This is a genomic window from Schlesneria sp. (assembly GCF_036405755.1).
Lineage (GTDB): Bacteria > Planctomycetota > Planctomycetia > Planctomycetales > Planctomycetaceae > Schlesneria > Schlesneria sphaerica.
In genome coordinates this window covers 1-18,486 of sequence record NZ_DASWWZ010000185.1, presented here as the reverse complement: position 1 = coordinate 18,486, position 18,486 = coordinate 1, and the positions used below count along the sequence as shown (strand labels likewise).

Genomic DNA, 18,486 nt, shown 5'->3' with positions numbered 1-18,486 from the left:
CCTCGGCTTCGAGCCCCTCCCAGGCGCTAAACCGACCGCCAAGGATATGATTTCGGGATGGAGTGAGCGACTTCCTTCGCCTGAAAATTCTTGGATCAGAGAGTTCAGACCGGCAGAAAACCAAAAAATCAGGGACAATGCAGAGGAGACATGGCGATGACGAATCGCGTCCACTAGATTCAAGGTTGCGACAGTGGTAGCCCACCGCATCGATGACTGTTTGAACTGACGATTCGTTTTCGACCCAAGGACCATAGAGTGTCTGCGATCTCGCACCAGACCATTTTGTTTCTCTGCACAGGGAATTATTACCGCAGCCGGTTTGCCGAGATTTACTTCAACTGGCATGCGGCTCAGAACAATCTGGCCTGGCGTGCGGAGTCTCGCGGACTTGCCCTCGATTCCGCCAACCTGGGTCACATGTCGCGACACACCATCGGACATCTTGGCCGTCTCGAAATTCCTTTTACTCAGTATGAGAGGCTCCCGCAGGACCTGACAGTCCAGGACCTCGAGGCCGCTCATCACGTCGTCGCAGTGAAAGAGACAGAGCACCGTCCCCTCATGACAGCCCGCTTCCCCGACTGGTTGCACAAAGTCGAATTCTGGCAAGTCCACGACATCGACTGTGCGTCACCCGAAGAAGCGCTCCCTCACCTTGAGAAGGAAGTGACCAGGCTCCTCGGCCGCCTCTCGGCAGCTAATAAATGAGGCTTCAGGCTCTCGTGGGGTTGTCAAACGAGACATTCCGATCAACAGACCCGACGATTCTGGTCCATCAACTGAACGACATGTCGCTCTTGAGCAGCGGCTTTACAGATTGAATGACCTGAGGACCTGCTGATCTAGCGGCTGCGCCAGAGGATGTCGTCGGAGATGGCGAGTTTTCTTTGGGTTTCGGCGATGTCGTCGCGGAAGCGTCTGGCGTCGAGAGGGTAGCCCTGGGTTGGCTTCAGGCCGGTCTGGTGGTTTGACCAGAAGGAATTGAAGCGGGCCATCGCCAGTTCGCGGACGTACTTGGCGGTCATTGAGGCCAGGGCCACCGGTCCGTGTTCCTCAGCGCGGGGCTGGAATCGAAGCAGCGATTTTCCCACTCGGTAATCACTCCGTTCTTCCCCCTCGGCCAGTCGGAAGATCATGTCTCCATCCAGCACTTCGGACAGTAACTGGTCGTAACGATTCCGGCCCCCGTGCTTGTCGCCGACAATGAAGGTCTCGGTCTCGTCCGGACTCCAGACTGAGCGTAACAACTGAAACGCAACGCGTGAGACGACCAGCGATTTGTTGTCGTATAGCCGCAGCAGCCGGTTAAAGTCGTGCGCTTCAACGATCGCCACCTTGATGGCGACCAGGCGAACTCCCTTGCGCTCACAGCAGGTCCGCCATTTGCCACTCACCTCCAGATCGTGCTGCTCAAACGGGAGTTGCTGGGGGAGATGACAGTACCACGGGACGGTTGAAGAGGCGGGAGGAATAAGGGGGCAGGGGGTGCTGAGCGCCTCGCACAGAGCTTCGAAGGAATCCGGTTCATGACCGATCATCTTCAGGGCGGCCAATACCCCGCGTTCCAGCGCCGCAAATCCTCGCTTCGGCTGAAACACTTGTTTCGAATCGGCGACGTGCAGCCGTGCATCTCCCGCTTCGGGAGCGTTCGTCAGAACCGACTTGAATGTCTTCCAGAAATCAAATTCCGTGGGGGAGCCAGGAACGTCCCAGACGGTCACCGCGACGACGAAAGGCCCCAGGTTAGGACCGAGCCCCGCCTCGTCCATGCCAATCAGGCGAGCCATGGGTTCATCCTTGAGACAGCTTCGAAAAAAACAACCACTTGATACGAACTCTCAACGGGGCCAAATCGCAGATCCGCATCTGGCCCAAGTCACATGCCCCCAAGCCACGTCACCGGCGACCATGCGGAACTCTGATCCGACGCTTCCTCGTCCCGTGACGCTGCGGCCAGGATCTCTTTGGGACGAGGAAACTCCTTCGGGGCATTAACTGGACGGGCACCGGCAATCGCAAAGACACACAGGAGATACGCGGGATGACAGGAAGAGGTCTCAGCTGATTCCCACTCTCCTGCGCCGATGCTGTGTGTCTGTGTTTAGCATCTTACCTGCGGACCCTTCAACTCTGCAGTCCACTCAAGCGCCCCATCAAGGAAGAGGCACAAATTTGACACAGACGGGGATGCCGACCTCGATGGCTGCCCCGGTGGGGGACAGCTTCCCCGTCGCGGCATCAATTTTCAGGACGGTGACATTGTTGGTGTCCTGATTCGCGGCCAGCACGTAGCTTCCCGTGGGATCGATGTTGAAATTGCGCGGCGTCTTGCCACCGGTGGATTGATGCCCCAGAGCCGTCAGTCGGCCGGTCGCGGGATCGCACTGATAGATCGCCAGGCTGTTGTGACCGCGGTTGGAAACATACACGAATTTTCCGGACGGATGCACGACGGTCTCGGCGGTCGAGTTTCCCGGGGTCGGTCCCGGGATCGTGGACAGAGTGTGAACCTCTGTCAGCGATCCTTTGGCGGGGTCGTACGCAAACGAGGTAATGGTCGAAGTCATTTCATTGTTCACGAAGGCATACTTGCCGCTGGGATGAAAGGCAAAGTGGCGAGGCCCGCTTCCGGGTGCGACCACACCGGCGGGAGGATCGTTTGCCGTCAGCAGACCTTTGCTGCCGTCAAAGCGGTAGACCAGGACCTTATCCAGGCCCAGGTCCGCCGCGAACGCGAACTTGTTCGCAGGATCGAGGTTGATCGAATGAGCGTGAGGACCTTCCTGTCGCTGCTTGTCGACGCTGGAACCCTGATGCTGAATCGTGGAGGACGCGGGTGAAAGCTTTCCATCAGCCAGAATCGGCAGGACGGAAACACTCCCTCCGCCGTAGTTGGCGACGAGGACGTTCTTCCCCTGGGCGTCGGTCACCAGATGACACGGCCCCCCACCTCCCGAGGATTGCTGGTTCAGCAGCTTTAAACGTCCGGTGGCGGAATCGATCTCAAACGCACTGACACCACCCTGTTTCTTGCCTTCGAAGTCGGCGATCTCGCTGACGGCGTACAAGTATTTGCGACTGGGGTGAATCGCCAGAAACGACGCGTTCTTCACTTCGGCCGCCAGTTCGGGTGCAGACAGTTTGCCCGTCGCGGCATCGAAGGTACTGACATAAATCCCCTTGCTGAGTTCACCCGAATACGTGCCGAAGTAAACACGAAATTTCTCGGGATCGGCAGAATTGGCCACCGTGGTCATACCCAGAACTGTTGTCATGACGATCAGCCACTTTGAAATTAGACAATTCATGAGACACTTACCTGATAAGGAATCGGTTCCTGGGAAAGAGACGGGGCCAGAGAGAGTTTGAGGTGATGAAGTTTCTGCCAAGCGGACGATTCTCCCTTGGAGGAGGGGAGGCATTTGCTGCTGTTCCTGCACTTCAAAGGGGCCTGCCGCAGACAATTCAGACAATAGAACGCGCGGGGCCAAGCGCCAAGCAATCGGACCAATGGACTATCTCCATCGCGCCTCGGGCAGGGGGATCAGCCAGAATGAGATACGAAACGGCCCCCCCCACCCCGTCACGGTGCGAACTTGGCCGCGAACAGAAAACAGGGGAGAGTCGATGGAACGGACTTCGTTTGACCGGTTTCGGATTACAATGAGTAATGATTAGGTCATCACGTCGCGGAACTTGCCCACGCAAGCGGGCTGAATCTGCGATGTGAGTATCTGCTGCGTGAGACGAGGTGACTCACCAGCAATAACCTTTCACCCCGCAAAAACTTTCACAGGGGCCGAGTGTGGGGGAGGCGGGACGGGACGCGGCGGAGTGGGTTCCGGCTGATGGAACCGCTCAAGCGTTGCGCAGAAAAAGATGAGGTGGCGAATGTTCAGGCGAAGCTGGATCGGCGGATTGGCAATACTGGTCGGCAGTGCTGCCTTTGGAGCATCGATGGACGGAGCCGAGATCCGACTCAAGAATGGGACGACTCTCCGAGGACAGTTTCTGGTGATGAGTTCGCTCGGGGGTCGCGCGGTCGGAGAGGAAGCGCTTCGCCCCAGCGAAGAAGAGTTGAAACGAGAGAAAGACCGGGGCCCGACGCCACACAACATTGGCAGAATCGATAACGGCTGGCAGCGGATCTATTTTCCCCTGCTGCAACGAGATGTTTCCAGCGGAGGACAAGCGGCAGGACTGGCTTCGCAGAACCCTGTGGCCATTCCAATGCCCCCGCCGAGAAGGTCAGATCAGGGGCTGGTGGTTTCGACGTTTGGCTCGATCGCCGACGTAACGCCATTTGATGAATACGGGCGGCGTCGGCTGAAGATCGTCACTCCTAAAAAAATGATGGATGTATTCCAGTCCATCACCGAAGTTCATCCCGATCATGTGCTGGTTGAGAGTACGAACTGCAACTGGAAGCTTGGACTTCCACTCAAAACCATTCCCATCGAAACGCTGGAACCGATGCTGAAGATGCAGGTGAAGCGAGACGATGCGGTCGCACGATTCGCGCTCGTCCGATTCTATTCTCAGGCGGAACACTATCCCCAGGCATTCGCGGAACTGGACGCCATTGAAAAGGACCTACCCGAGCGAAAAGAGCTGGTCGACAAATCGCGTGAAGAGTTGATGAATTACTTCGGTGACCGAATTCTCCGCCGCCTCGAACGTCGTAAACGGGCGGGTCAGTTTGAACTGGCGGAAGCCTTTGCCAGAAAGCTGCTGAGCCAACCGCTGACGGGAACCGTTATGCAGAAGGTCAGACAGACCATCCAGGAGCATGACCAGGCTCGTCGTACGATCGATCAGGCCAAGCTGTTACTCAGCGAATGGCAAGCGAAACTCAACGACGAAGAAACAGCGGAAAAACTTCAACCGCTCCGATCCGAAATCAACGAACAACTCAGCATGGGAACGCTTCCCCGCCTGGATGCTTTTCTGAAGGCCGAGAACGACAAGCAATATGATCCCTCGCAGCGTCTGGGGCTGGCCTACTCAGGCTGGGTCCTGGGATCGGCAAATGCCACTCCAGACCTCTCTCAGACGCTACGGATCTGGGAAGCACGTAATATTGCGATCGACGCTCTGCGCAGTGACGACATCGGCATACAGGCGGATAAGATTGATCAACTGAAGAAGCTCGAAAGCGTCAGCCCTCAAACGGTGCTGAAACTGGTCGCGCAGCTTCCCCCGATTCTGGATGCCAGTGAGATCCGGCCAGGCGCGATTCATCAGGTCACCACAACGGGAATTGAAGGCCGCAGCTACGCGGTCGCTCTTCCCGCTGAATACTCACCCCTTCACACCTATCCACTGCTGATCGTACTGAGAGCTCGTAATCGCACGATTGAACAGGCGGTTGAGGCTTGGACGGGGGACTTGCAGGATCCTGATCTGGGGAGCCAGCGGGGTTACATCGTCATTGCCCCGGACTACGCCGATCCCAATCAGGATGAGTACACGTATGGAACGCCCGCCCATCAATATGTACTGGACTGTCTCGTCGATGCCAGAAAACGATTCGCCGTCGACAGTGACCGTGTCTTTCTGACAGGCCATGGCATGGGAGGCGATGCGGCGTTTGATATCGGCCTGTCCCATCCCGATGAATTCGCCGGAGTTCTGCCGATTGGGGGGAACGCCGTCAATTACTGCGTCTATAACTGGCAGAACGGCAGTCATACGGCCTGGTACGTTGTCGGAAAAGGTTACGACTCAAAAGACAACCGTGACCCCTCCAGTAACCTGGTCTTCGACAATATGCTGATCCGTGGATCTCGTTTTGATTTCATGCTCGTCGAATATCTGGGCCGAAATGGCGAAAACCTGTTTGACGAATGCAGCAAACTGTTCGACTGGATGGACACCCACGTTCGTCGCCCCATGCCGAAAGAATTTGAAGTTCGTACGCTGCGAAAAGGGGATAATCGATTCTTCTGGGTGACAGCCAACGGACTGGCGCGCGACTACATCCTTCCCGCTCCTCCCGGGGCCGCTCAACGGGTGATCCCCATGGAAGTCGATGCACGGATTACGCCGGGTAACACACTGATCGTCAAATCGGCAGCGGCCGGGTTCACCGTCCGACTCTCACCCGAATTGATTGACTTCGATAAGAAAGTCGTCATGAAGCTCGGGAATCAGTCGAAGAGCGAGAACATTTTTCTGAAGCCGGATGCGGGAGTCGTCATTGAAGAACTTCGTCAGCGCGGTGATCGGAACCGGCTCCCACTCGCCGTGATCACACGGTAGGGTTCAGGCCCCTTTCGTCGACGTTTCAGGGTCGGGCGTTCGCATTTCAAAATTGGCCAACTGGCCCCGGGGGTATCAGGTTGTTACCCCCCGGTCATTTTTGAAATGGGGAACACCCGACCCTTTCTTTTTTGCCCTCGCCCTTTACCCCCATTCACCACAGGCCCTCCTTATCCTTTCCTCACTTCTGTCTCAGGTGAAAAATCTGCCGCTCCAGGGCGGGATAGTTTCTCCAGTTTGAAGCGCAACGAGGACGTCTCCTAAGCCAACCTTAATTTGGAGCATCTGGCGAGGCTTTGACTTCAAGCGAATGTCAAAGCTTGTCGATTATGACGATTAAATGACCATGCGCAACTGTGCTCAAGCGGGGCCAAAAAGTTCAGGATGACGATGCCGCAAAACTTTCCCGGGACACGGGGGGGGGGAGCGGAGACGAGCACACTCGCGACTGGTCATCGATTGTGGCTGCGATTGAATAGTTTACATCGGCGATAAAACTACATGAATACCCACGATTCCGATTCATCAGTGAACGGTCGCGCGGATCTGCGAGCTGTCAGCAGCGGTCGCTCCTCGTTCCGGCACACCTGCAACGGGCTGGCCCTGGCCTCGGGTCTTTCGCTGCTGGCATGGCTGGTGGGTCTACCTGCAATGCTTTCAACGCCGATGATTTCGGCTGCGACGAAACCGAAGCCAGGTGAACCGGCGGTTGTTGCGGAGACGACTGAGAAGAAAATCAGGCTGAACTACTATTCAGCCTCGTGGGCAAAAGTCTTCCAGGACCTTGCAGCCACGGGCGACATGGAGATCATCGCCGATCAGCTTCCCCGTGGTCGGTACTCACGTCTGGATCGCAACGAGTACACACGCAAAGACGCATTGCGCATCGTCAATAAGGAGATTGAACCACAGGGACTGCGGTTGATTGAAAAGGGGCAGTTCCTGATCCTGCTTGAGATCGCGACCACCCGACCGCAGTATCCTCCCGCCGTTCTTCCCGCACGCGGTTCTGACAAACATCAGGATGCGAACGTCTCGTCGGACGATTCCAAAGAAGACTTGGTCGTGAAGCAAGGGAGTTTTCGTGTCGATTCGATGACCGCTCCTCGTGAGAACACGGCGAACGAAGAGATCATCGTCCATAAGTCCATCCGCTACACCGGTCGCGACGGCAAGCCACTTCCGATGGAAGCCGAACCTGCCTCTGCGAAGGAAAAAGAAACCGCCGCGAAAAAGACGCCTGCCAAACGAGTCGTTCGTCAAACCGCACATGAAGAGCCGGTGGGCGAGACCGAAGACCTCGAAGAAGAGGCTCAGCCTGCTCGCAACCGGCAGCCACACCCCTTCGAATCCAAGGTTCCAACGGGACTTCAAAACGTCGGCGCACCAGCTCCCGCTGTGGTCTTCAAAACACGCCACACCAGCGCGGTCGACTTGTCGAAGCGCGTTTACCGAGCGATGAAATCGTCGGCCGAACTGATTGATTCCGGTCGCAATGGACTTCCCGCTTTTCGCGTCGCCAGCAAACCAGGTAAGGGGAGCAACGATTCATCGGCTTCCCAGAAGGATCCCATCGAACCCGTCCACTTCATGATTTCGATTGATGAGGCTCACGACGAACTGCTCATCGATGGCAATGCCCGCAATGTGGAAGCCGTGATCAAGCTGCTCAAGGCCCTCGATCAACCGGCGGACGGGAAAACGACGACGACTATCAAGGCGAGTACTCAGTACGTTTGTGGAATCGCAGAACAGCTGCCTGCGGAGATCGAGCGAATTCGCAAGGTCCGACATACGGATGCGCAATCGCGTCTGGCCCAGGCGGATGACGATTCACAGAATCCCCCCGATCCCGAATCAGACGACATGCAGATGATCCCGGTCACTCCGAACGAGGATGCGGAGGGGACACTGACCGGCATCCTGGGGAATTTCAAAGGTCAGGTTAATATTCAGGTCATCGAAGACCTGAATGTCATTTTGATCGAAGGAAACGACAAGGATATCGCCCAGGTCGAACAGGTCATCAAGCAGATTGAGCAACTGGCGGTGGCAACCGCTCCGCGGGTTGAGCTGCTGCATTTGAAGCACGTCGACTCGGAATCTCTGGCGGAACTGCTGACCGCTGTTTACGACAAGCTGACGAAGTTCCCGGGGAAGGGGACGCAATCACGCGAAAGTGTCGCGATCATTCCCGTCACGAAACCAAACTCGTTACTGATTGTCGCTCCCGCGGCGGATCTGGAAAACATCCTCGGCCTGGCCGAAGAACTCGACCAGCCGGTCGATCCCGAAACCGAATTTCAGGTCTTCTCGCTCAAGGCTGCAATCGCGTCCGAGATCGAGGTCTTGATCACCGAGTTCTACAAGGACCGAACGTCACTGGGTGCCAAGGTCATGGTGATCGCCGACCCTCGATCCAACTCGTTGATCGTGCGGGCCCGTGCACGAGATCTGGACGAAATCCAGTCTCTGATCCGCAGACTGGATCGTGAGGGTGGCGAAGCGGTCAGCCTGGTCCGAATCTTTCCGCTGAAGAATGCTGTCGCGGCGGAACTCGCTGCCGTGATCAACTCGGCCATTCAGTCCGTGATTTCTCCACCGACCCAATCAGGTGGGGGCGGAGGTGGATTTGGACAGCAGCAGGGACTGGGCAGTGGGCAGGTCGAAGAACAGTTCAAGAGCGTCAAGTCGGCTGTCCTGCAGTTCCTTTCTGTCGACAAGAACGGCTCACGTGAAGTGCAGTCTGGTGTGTTGTCGGAAATTCGTGTCACGCCAGAAGCACACTCAAACTCGCTGATTGTCACCGCGTCCGAAAAAAGTATGGACCTCATCGAGGCCCTGATTTCGAACCTCGACCGCCCGACGAACACGGTTTCCGAGATCAAGGTGTTCACGCTGGAAAATGCTGATGCCCAGCAGATGGTCCAGCAGTTAAACGCTCTGTTTAACAGTCAGCAGCAGGGACTGGGTGGCAACCAGCGTCCCCAGTTGGGAATGAACCTCGCCAATGCCGACGACGCCAGCAGCAGCCTGGTGCCGCTCAAGTTCTCGGTCGATACGCGCACCAACAGTGTGATCGCAGTTGGAAGTGGCGATGCGCTGCGGGTGGTGGAAGCCATCATGCTCCGTCTGGATGAAAGCGACCTGCGAGCCCGTAAGAACACGGTTGTCCGTTTGAATAACAGCCCCGCGGCCCAAATCGCCCAGGCGGTTACGCTGTTCTTTCAGCAGCAACGAGACCTCGCGATGGCTGATCCCAACCTGATCAGCAACGTCGAACAACTGGAACGCGAAGTCATTGTCATCCCCGACACGATCTCGAACAGCCTGCTGGTCAGTTCGACTCCGCGTTACTTCCCCGACATTCTGGCCATGATCCGCAAGCTGGACGCGGTTCCCAAACAGGTCGTGATCCAAGCGTTGATTGTTGAAGTCCAACTCAACAACACCGACGAGTTCGGAATCGAACTCGGTCTGCAAAGCCCCGTGCTGTTTCAGCGCAGTGTGCTGGATGATCCAGTCGTGCTGACGACCACCACCACGGCTGTCACCGGTTTACAGACGACGACTCAGTCGATTTTGTCACAAACGGGTTCCCCCGGCTTTAACTTCAACAACCCGGGCCTTCCGCTGGGGAATAATATCTCCTCCAGCCCCGGCGTTGTCGGCGGACAAAGTCTCAGCAACTTCTCACTGGGCCGCACCAACAACCAGCTTGGGTACGGTGGCCTGGTTCTTTCCGCCGGCTCGGAAGCGGTCAACGTCCTGCTACGGGCACTGGCAGCCAATCGCAAGCTGACGATCCTCAGCCGACCTCAGATTCGAGCACTCGACAGCCAGTTGGCCGAAGTGTTCGTAGGACAGACCATCCCGACCGTGACAGCCTTTAACACGAATGCAACGACCGGCGTTCTCTCTCCGATCCTCACTCAGCGCGAAACAGGGATCGGGATGCAGGTGACGCCACGTATCAATGACGACGGCAATGTGGTCATTCAGATGTACGCCTACCGCAGCCAGTTGAGCCAGGAAATCGTCACAGTGACGACTGACTCTCGTGGTCAGGCCGTGGGCCAGCGAATCACCGACCTCAGTAATGTCCGTTCGACCGTGCTGGTTCCTTCCAACAGCACCATCGTGATCGGGGGGATGATCAGTTCCCGCGACGAATCGTTTACTCGAAAGGCCCCGCTGCTGGGGGATCTTCCTGTCGTCGGAAGCCTGTTCCGATTTGACTCGCGAACATCGATCCGAACCGAATTGCTGATCTTCCTGACGCCGCGAATTATCAGCGGAATCGAAGAAGAAGAATGTCTCAAGGAAATCGAAATGGGACGCATTCACTTTATCGAAAGCGAAGCAGAAGAAGCTCACGGACCACTCCGGGCGATTGCTGCTCCTGAAGAATTCCACATCGAAGAAGAGAACCTGCCATGGGTACAGCGTCCGATCGTCTCTTCACCCGAGAATGTTGCCCCCACCGACGTCCCGCCCGCTCCTGGTACCCAGAGATACATGATGGTTCCATCCAGGACTCCTGAAAATTATCCGCCGCCGCCATCCGGCACGTCTCCCTCGTCGACCGTTCCCCCCGTCCCTTCCGCAGGAGACAGTTCCGGCGTCCCTCCGGCTCCCGGTGTCCCTCCCGCGCCACCACTACCCGACTCGGAACTGGGAAGGTTGAACTCTTCGCGGTTGCGGGCGACGGAGGAAGATCTGTCCGAGAGCACGGTTACCAAAGCGAGCTACCAGGCTCCCGCAGCGCCGAAGAAGAAATCCTTCTTCCCGAAGCGGGCTTCCAAGCCGACCAAGTAAAGCCAACCCAATTGCGATGACAGTAAATTCGCCCGGAGTTTGAAGTTCATGACTCGCTTACCACGAATCATCTCGCGACTGGTTTGTCTTGGTGTGATGCTCGGCCAGATCGCTGGCTGTGCCACTTTCCATATCCCTTTCTCCAAGAAGATACCCAAGGCCTCGGCGTCAGACCCGGTCGTGCAGATTTTGTGTCTGTGGCAGCAGGCTGAGGGTCGCGACCCCGATGGGTACCCCTGCAAGGGCTTCTCGGGACAGATCCTGTTTCTGTCGAGTAAAGCGGCAACCCCCGTGCAGTGCGAAGGGGACGTCCGCATCTACCTGTTTGATGATCTGGGGACGGCCGAAGAACAGACCAAGCCGCTACGGCAATTTGATTTCGATAGTGGATCCTGGAAAATCCATCTGACGGAAACGTCGCTCGGACCGACTTACAGCGTCTTCGTGCCGTATGTACGGCGCGGGGTGAAAGACGCGAACTGTGCACTTCGCGTTCGCCTGAAGCCGAGTTATGGACAGTTCGTCTTCTCAGACCTCTCAAACATGCCGCTGAATGGTAACAAGAAGCCACTTTCCGGTCCGGAAGCAAAACCCTTCTCAGAGGAGGAGACGAACACCGAGGCGGCCACCGAACTGGCCAGTCGACTTCACCGGACGACAACCATCTCCCTGGGTGCCAATCCCAAAGTCACCGATTCGCTGGCTCTCGCGAAGAAGCCTGAATCGACGAGTGCCATTCAGTTGATGTCGCATGAAGTCCCGGCCGAGGTTCCACAGGAATCAGCGGAATCCAAGCGAATCCGCCAGCTCGAAGAAATGGTCAAGCAGTTGATGGAACAGAAGTCAGCCCCCCCGGTGGTTCCTGCCGCCCAACCTGCAGCTCAATCTCCTGCTCAACCAGCGGCTCCACCTCAGGTGCTGGATTTATCGAGCGTCATGGAGAAAATCGAGCCCGAGAAACCAAAACCAGACCGGCTTCGAATGACAGCCCGTAGCTCGCCCGCCCGAAACGAACAAGGGGAGGAACCGAAGAAGCGCACCACCCCCGCAAGACAAAAGCATCTTCTGGAAGATTGAGGGGGACATCGGGAACTAACCGGACCGCCTTGCCCCCAGAACGACTTGCCCAAGCAGGTGCCTGCGAGTGGAGATACCGCAACATTGGCATCTACTCATGGGATCACACCGGGAACTCAATCCCCGGGGTCGTGAAGGCTGGGGGGGGCGAACCAGCCGGTCGAGTCACAAGTCTTCTGCAGCATGGCAAGGATTGGGTGGGCCGCACGTCCTGTTGAGGGGGCCGACCGGCACGTTCGGAGGGGGACTCTTTCCGACGTTCCCGACGGGACTGCGGGATGGGCGTTCGGCGTTCTCTCTCCTGCAGGCGTTCAGGGCCCTGACGCCGCAGCGTTCCGGGGCACTTGCTGGAGGTGCGGCCCGGTCCGTTTTCTGTTCGAGCCCAGTGCAACAAATCGCGCGGTTGCCGCGACGGGGCTTCGTTTCTCCCCGACAGAGGGGGTCCCTTTTCACTCCGTGGACTTCGTCTCGACGCTGGTCGGAGTGCAGGTGGCTGAGGGCCGTGCAGGATCGACTGCGATCGTAGCGGTACTCCTCCTGGTTACCCCCGGGTGGGTCTCTTCTTTTCAGACGTCCGGTGCCCGCTTTGCTGATGTCGGGCAGGATTTGCGACGAGAAATTCTCGCGGAGGTCTTCATCGACGATTAAGGTGCACTCCGTACACTAAGCAGCTTGTGTAAGTATTGACTCATCACCATTCTCGCTCAAGCGATTCGTATTTTGAGCTATTCCTGGGTGTTGGTCGAACTATGATGGAAACCGGCCGAACAACGGCATCGGTTGGCAAGCTCGATTTAGGCCGGAGCAGTGAAAGCATGCGAGTGCTTGTGGTCGAAGACGAACCGGATGTCATTCGTGCAGTGGCGATGTACCTGCGCGAGTCGGGCTATTCCGTTGATACGGCCGAAAATGGCGAAGACGGCCTCTTCAAGGCCGTCACCTGGGACTATGACGCGATTGTGCTGGATGTCATGCTGCCTCAGCGAGACGGTTGGTCTGTCCTGGCGGAACTTCGTCGCCAGGGTAAGTCGACGCCGGTTCTGATGCTGACGGCACGCGACGCCGTCAAGGATCGTGTTCGGGGTTTGGATACGGGTGCCGACGATTATCTGATTAAACCGTTTGAACTGTCAGAGCTCGCCGCTCGGGTTCGTGCCCTGATACGTCGGTCGGCTGGAATGGCCCAACCGCTGATCGAGATCGGCAACGTCTCGATCGATACAACGGCGCGCACGGTATCCGTCGACGGGAACGGGGTTGCCCTGACGGCAAAAGAGTATTGCCTGCTGGAATTCCTGGCGATCCATCGAGGCGAACTGGTGACCAGAACAAAAATCTATGACCACCTGTTTGACGAGTACGACGCGTCGCTGTCGAACCTGGTCGACGTCTATGTCTCAAACATTCGCCGCAAGGTGGGACGGGATCTGATTACGACTCGCCGCGGGATGGGTTACATCATTGAAGGCTAATCGTCCCGCCCGCGACTGACGCGTGCTCATCCAGTTTCTTATTGTTCTTATTGAAAACTTACTTGTTCCCGATCCAATTTGACTGAATTGATTCTTCGAATCACTTCGTGCGCATTCCCGAGAAGACAATGTTTAAATCACTCCGCTGGCGACTGCAGGTCTGGCACGCAATCGTGCTGTTGACCGTATTGACCAGCTTCGGAGGAATCGTCCATAGCCTGCACTGGCAAACACGGTTGCAACAGATCGATGCCGAACTCGACCGGACCGGAGGGCTTGTGCTGTCACAGCTCAGGCGTCTGTTGCCACGCCCTTCTGGGGGTTGGCAGGGAGGACGACGTCCTCCCTCACCTGTCGATCGGCCAGCGGAACCCCGCGATGAAGGGAATTCCGGATCGCTTCCTGCAGGTGCGACCAATCCCGATCCAGCGGTGGCCGCGAACGTGGCCAAGGTGCAAGACGGAGTTCCCCCGAGCGCTACGACGCAGTCAGATTCGTCACCGCGTGGTGCCGGGACCGAACCTGCAGTATCTCCGCCCCCATCACCACGCCGCGAACGTAACTTCCCAGACCCGGGACCGCTGCCGGAAGAATTTCAGCAACTCTTCCAGGGGACCGAGGATTCGCGGCTGTACTTTGTGATCTGGGGGGGAAATGGAGATCTTCTGCAGAAATCAGAAGGCGCCCCCGATATTCCGTACCCCGATCTGCACGTCGGTAGCGATGGGTTACCCCGGTGGGCTTTCCGCACACGTCCGGGAGATCATCACCTTTACCGCGAGGTAGTCCATGCCGGCATGTGGAACATGAACCTGCTGGTGGGCCGGTCACTCAAGAACGACATCATCGCCCATCATCGAGCGGGTCTGCTGCTGGCCGTAGCGGGTCTCGTGATCCTGGCAGGTGGGGTCCTGGGGGGTGGATGGCTTTCGGCCCGGGCCATCCTGCCCATTTCCGCGATGACAGCGACAGCGGAATCGATCTCGGCCCAGAATCTGTCTCAGCGGATCGACGTCCAGGAAACGGACAGCGAACTGGGGCAACTGGCAAGCGTGCTGAACCGGACGTTCGATCGACTGCAGGGGGCCTTCGAACGGCAGAGCCAGTTTACCGCGGACGCATCGCATGAATTGAGAACTCCCCTGTCGGTCATCTCGGCGCATACCGAACTGGCGTTATGCAGGCCTCGCTCCAGTGAGGACTACCGCGCGGCACTCGAAACCTGCCGGCGAGCCGCCCAACGGATGAGGTCGCTGATCGACTCGCTGCTGCTGCTGGCGCGGTTCGATTCAGGAACTCCGTCGATCAAGATCGAGCGAATCGATCTTGATCCGCTGCTGCGTGACTGCGTGGAAATGGTCGAAACGCTCGCGATGGAACGCAACATTCATATCGAATGCCTGTCGACCTCGTGCTTCGTTCGTGGCGATCTGGATCGACTGTCACAGGTCTTTACAAATCTGCTGACCAACGCGATCCGCTACAACGTCGAAGGAGGCTGCGTGCGGCTGACGACACGCAGCGAACAGGAATGGGAAGTGATCTCGGTCATCGATTCCGGGGTTGGTATTGCCGGGGATCAATTGTCGAGGATTTTCGATCGTTTCTATCAGGTCGATAAAGCGCGATCGCGGGCCGAAGGAAGCAGTGGTCTGGGTTTGTCGATCTGTAAGACAATCGTCGACGCACACGGTGGAACGATCAGGGCCATCAGCCAGGTCGGGGCGGGTACGACAATCGAGGTGCGATTACCCCGTATCCTCGAGCCTGCTGCCCTTTCCCGAACGACCAACCACGAATGCGAAGAGGCCTTGGTAACAAAGTAAATCTGATGAATCTGGGTGGGGGATTCCTGCAAGCCTTGTCTGCCGTCCATGTTCCGTTCGGCCTTGCGGGAATCAGATTGAACCAGCGAAGGAAGACGATAATGAGAACGAATCGATGGATGTTATGTCTGGTGGCCTGCCTCGCATTTGCAACGGCAGCTCAGGCTCAGGGTCCGGGGGGTGGCCGACGTGGTGGAGGCTTCGGAGGGGGCTTTGGCGGCGGCGGTCCCTTTGGTGGCGGTGGCGGACTTTTCATGCTGGTGAACAACGAAGAAGTCCAGAAGGACCTGAACCTCAGCTCCGAAACCACGGCAAAGCTGAAAACGGTGGGTGAAGAATACGGCGTCGCGATGCGGGAATCATTCTCGTCAGGCGGTCCTCCTCCCAACTTCCGTGAAATGTCAGAAGAAGATCGCAACAAGGCGTTTGCCAAGATGGCCGAAGCCGGCAAGGCTGTTAGTGAGAAGTACGTTCCCAAACTGAAAGAAGCGCTGACGGCGGATCAGTACACTCGCCTTCAGCAGATCAACTGGCAGGTCATGGGTACCGGTGCTCTGGCTGATCCCGAAGTCGTTAAGGCCCTGGCGATCACCAAGGACGAAACCGACAAGATCGCTCAACTGAACCGGGAGTATGGCGAAAAGTTCCGTGAAGTCTTTTCACAAGGTCCTGGTGGAGGGGGTGCTGAAGGTCGCGAAAAATTCGCTGAACTGACGAAAGAACGAGACGCCAAGATTCTCGGCGTCCTGACCAAAACCCAGCAGGAAGAGTTCGCGAAACTGAAGGGCAAAGAATTTGACGTTTCGGCCCTGCGTCGCGGCTTCGGAGGCCCAGGTGGCCGTGGACCTGGCGGTCGCGGTCCGGGTGGACCTGGTGGCCCAGGCGGCGGACGTGCAAAACGACCTCAGCCCAAGGCCGAGTAAGTCTCCCTCGACGCGGACTGCAGCTCTCGATGGACAGCACCTGCGTCCAGCAGGAATCCCTCAGGCTGCCAGGGGCTCTCCAATTCCCCGCATCATGGTGTCTTCTTTCCCCTCGCTCTTCATCTTGAGAGCGAGGGATTTTTCGTTGATGAGGTCAGCCCCAAACGACGTCGCCGAGTCGGTTCGTCAAGTGACGGTTTCGGTCGCTCAGATCCCCCGAATGGCTGCATGACTCTTTAAAGTGGCGCTCCGGCCGACAAGGATTTCCCGGTAACGGTCCCGCCGCGTTCTTCCTTCAACATCACTCTTTCAGTTGCCCGGCGTCGGTGACAACTGGCCCATCTCCGCCAGTGCTTTGAGTGCCCTGATTCCAACCGGGGGCTGCTGCTGCCAGGGAACGAGCACCACACGTTCGCTATGGCGGGTGATGACTTCATTCACAAAGGTGGTCTCATGCGCCCGCCGACGACTCAGAAACGGGTCTGTGACAGTGAGGGGCAGCAGGCTTTGATTGATGACCCAGGCGAAGGGCTCGATCTGGGCGCGTTGCAGATCGTGCTGGAGCTGTGCCGCTTCATGCACGGGCGTGGCTTCGGGAAGAGTCACGATCAAGACTCGCGTGTAAGCGGGATCCCTCAACCGGGGCAAAAGCTGCTGGACCGCTTCTGGCATTTGATCGGCCTGTCGCAGCACCTCGCGATGGTAAGCAAGCGCTGCATCCAGCAACAAGACAGTGTGCCCGGTCGGAGCCGTGTCCAGAACGACAAATCGGTCGGTCCCTTCTGCCACCGCTGCGGCGAAAGCACGGAAGACAGCAATTTCTTCTGTACAGGGTGACCGCAGATCCTCGGCAAGAAGTTCTTTCCCCCGTTCATCCAGACTGGAACCGGCGGTCTGCATCACTTCGTCTTGATAACGCGCAGTCTCCGCAGTGGGATCGACCCGTCCGACGGTCAAGTTTTCGAGCGATTCGCTGGCCAGAGTCGCGGCGATGTGGGCTGCGGGATCGGTCGTCGTCAAGTGGACCCGCAGCCCCCGCTCTGCAAGACTCACGGCAATCGCCGCCGCAATCGTCGTTTTTCCGACGCCCCCTTTTCCCATGGTGAGAATGACGCCATGTCCCGCTTCCGCCAGGTTCGCTGTCAGGGCACCCAGGCCGACCAGCACATCCTTTGCCAGAGCAGGGGGTGCGTCGAGTCGCTCGTCCCCCGGCTGACTGGTTCCAAAGCGACGGAGCGCCTCGACACCCAGTACCCCTTGCGATCCCAGCGGAATGACCGTCCGTGGTAGTTCGCGCAGGACCGCAGGCATTTCCTTCATCGCGGATTCACCCCGCTGCTGCAACGCAAGAGCGAGTTGATCCGAGGGATCTGAAGCCTGGAACAGCCCGTTAACCAGCAGTCGCTGGTTCCTGACACCGAGGGCAGCCAGTTCCCCACTCGTGCGGGCCGCTTCCTTCAGCGCAGCTTGCTCCGGTCGAGTCACCAGTACGATTGTCGTCGTGGTCGAGTCACCCAGTGCGTCGACCGTGTCGCGGTAAAGTTGCTGCTGTGCTTGGAGCCCCGCCAGGGGACCGATGCATGACGTTCCCGTCGTGCTCGAATCCATGAAACCTGACCATGCGGAGGGAAGCGTCAGCAATCGCAAAGTATGACCCGTCGGTGCCGTATCAAAAATGACGTGATCAAACTCCGCCGTCATGCGGGAATCACCTAACAGGCGAGCGAACTCGTCGAAGGCGGCAATCTCCACCGTGCATGATCCCGAGAACTGCTCTTCCATGCTCGTAATTGCAGCCGCGGGAAGCAGATTTCGATAGGGCCCCACCATCCGCTCACGATATTCGGCAGCGGACTGCTGTGGGTCGAGGTTCATCGCAGACAACCCCGGCACTTCCGGCACGGGAGTGGGACGCGGATGAAGGGACACGCCCAGCACATCATCGAGATTGGAGGCCGGGTCTGTGGAAACGAGCAGGACGCGTTTCCCTGTATCGGCCAGTCGTACCGCCGCAGCACATGCGGAGGTGGTCTTGCCAACTCCTCCTTTTCCGGTGAAGAATAAGATGCGGGTCGGCGCTTGGAGAAATGTCATGCTCGTTGACTT

The 18,486-nt window shown here is 57.7% G+C and carries 10 protein-coding genes; 7 read left to right on the top strand and 3 right to left on the bottom strand.

All coding sequences use genetic code 11. From position 1 onward, the window contains the following. Positions 1-258: 258 nt before the first annotated feature. Complete coding sequence (locus VGE80_RS06205; protein WP_440592050.1) at positions 259-711, top strand: arsenate reductase/protein-tyrosine-phosphatase family protein; 453 nt, start codon at positions 259-261, stop codon at positions 709-711. A gap of 134 nt (positions 712-845) precedes the next feature. Here the strand turns inward: VGE80_RS06205 and VGE80_RS06200 are convergent, their stop codons facing one another. Together VGE80_RS06200 and VGE80_RS06195 are read right to left on the bottom strand one after the other, a co-directional pair. Then, entirely contained in the window at positions 846-1,790 is a 945-nt protein-coding gene (locus tag VGE80_RS06200) for a hypothetical protein (protein ID WP_373649717.1), read from the bottom strand. Positions 1,791-2,156: 366 nt separating this feature from the next. Beyond that, positions 2,157-3,311 carry a lactonase family protein gene (locus VGE80_RS06195; protein WP_440592049.1) on the bottom strand — a complete coding sequence of 385 codons (1,155 nt, stop codon included), beginning with the start codon at positions 3,309-3,311 and terminating at the stop codon, positions 2,157-2,159. Positions 3,312-3,894: 583 nt separating this feature from the next. Between VGE80_RS06195 and VGE80_RS06190 the strand changes: the two genes are divergently transcribed. The 6 genes from VGE80_RS06190 (at position 3,895) to VGE80_RS06165 (ending at position 16,380) form a co-directional block, all read left to right on the top strand. Then, positions 3,895-6,264 (top strand): hypothetical protein, encoded by a 2,370-nt coding sequence (locus VGE80_RS06190; RefSeq protein WP_440592048.1) that lies wholly within the window; start codon positions 3,895-3,897, stop codon positions 6,262-6,264. 501 nt (positions 6,265-6,765) lie between these two features. Further along, the gene (locus VGE80_RS06185; protein ID WP_440592047.1) at positions 6,766-11,082 is read left to right on the top strand and encodes a secretin N-terminal domain-containing protein; all 4,317 of its coding nucleotides are present in this window, start codon (positions 6,766-6,768) and stop codon (positions 11,080-11,082) included. A gap of 48 nt (positions 11,083-11,130) precedes the next feature. Further along, complete coding sequence (locus VGE80_RS06180) at positions 11,131-12,159, top strand: hypothetical protein (RefSeq protein WP_440592046.1); 1,029 nt, start codon at positions 11,131-11,133, stop codon at positions 12,157-12,159. An 815-nt stretch (positions 12,160-12,974) separates the two neighbouring features. Continuing rightward, entirely contained in the window at positions 12,975-13,631 is a 657-nt protein-coding gene (locus VGE80_RS06175) for a response regulator transcription factor (protein WP_373649712.1), read from the top strand. Between the two features lie 128 nt (positions 13,632-13,759). Next, positions 13,760-15,457 carry an ATP-binding protein gene (locus tag VGE80_RS06170; RefSeq protein WP_440592045.1) on the top strand — a complete coding sequence of 566 codons (1,698 nt, stop codon included), beginning with the start codon at positions 13,760-13,762 and terminating at the stop codon, positions 15,455-15,457. A 101-nt stretch (positions 15,458-15,558) separates the two neighbouring features. Then, positions 15,559-16,380 carry a hypothetical protein gene (locus VGE80_RS06165; protein WP_440592044.1) on the top strand — a complete coding sequence of 274 codons (822 nt, stop codon included), beginning with the start codon at positions 15,559-15,561 and terminating at the stop codon, positions 16,378-16,380. Positions 16,381-16,689: 309 nt separating this feature from the next. Here the strand turns inward: VGE80_RS06165 and arsA are convergent, their stop codons facing one another. Beyond that, positions 16,690-18,474 carry an arsenical pump-driving ATPase gene (arsA, locus tag VGE80_RS06160; protein WP_440592055.1) on the bottom strand — a complete coding sequence of 595 codons (1,785 nt, stop codon included), beginning with the start codon at positions 18,472-18,474 and terminating at the stop codon, positions 16,690-16,692. Positions 18,475-18,486 lie beyond the last annotated feature (12 nt).

Bases quoted from the DNA above. Each gene is read 5' to 3' on its own strand.
- VGE80_RS06200 (WP_373649717.1), bottom strand. From the start codon at position 1,790: ATGGCTCGCCTGATTGGCATGGACGAGGCGGGGCTCGGTCCTAACCTG.
- VGE80_RS06195 (WP_440592049.1), bottom strand. From the start codon at position 3,311: ATGAATTGTCTAATTTCAAAGTGGCTGATCGTCATGACAACAGTTCTG.
- VGE80_RS06190 (WP_440592048.1), top strand. From the start codon at position 3,895: ATGTTCAGGCGAAGCTGGATCGGCGGATTGGCAATACTGGTCGGCAGT.
- VGE80_RS06185 (WP_440592047.1), top strand. From the start codon at position 6,766: ATGAATACCCACGATTCCGATTCATCAGTGAACGGTCGCGCGGATCTG.
- VGE80_RS06180 (WP_440592046.1), top strand. From the start codon at position 11,131: ATGACTCGCTTACCACGAATCATCTCGCGACTGGTTTGTCTTGGTGTG.
- VGE80_RS06175 (WP_373649712.1), top strand. From the start codon at position 12,975: ATGCGAGTGCTTGTGGTCGAAGACGAACCGGATGTCATTCGTGCAGTG.
- VGE80_RS06170 (WP_440592045.1), top strand. From the start codon at position 13,760: ATGTTTAAATCACTCCGCTGGCGACTGCAGGTCTGGCACGCAATCGTG.
- VGE80_RS06165 (WP_440592044.1), top strand. From the start codon at position 15,559: ATGAGAACGAATCGATGGATGTTATGTCTGGTGGCCTGCCTCGCATTT.
- arsA (WP_440592055.1), bottom strand. From the start codon at position 18,474: ATGACATTTCTCCAAGCGCCGACCCGCATCTTATTCTTCACCGGAAAA.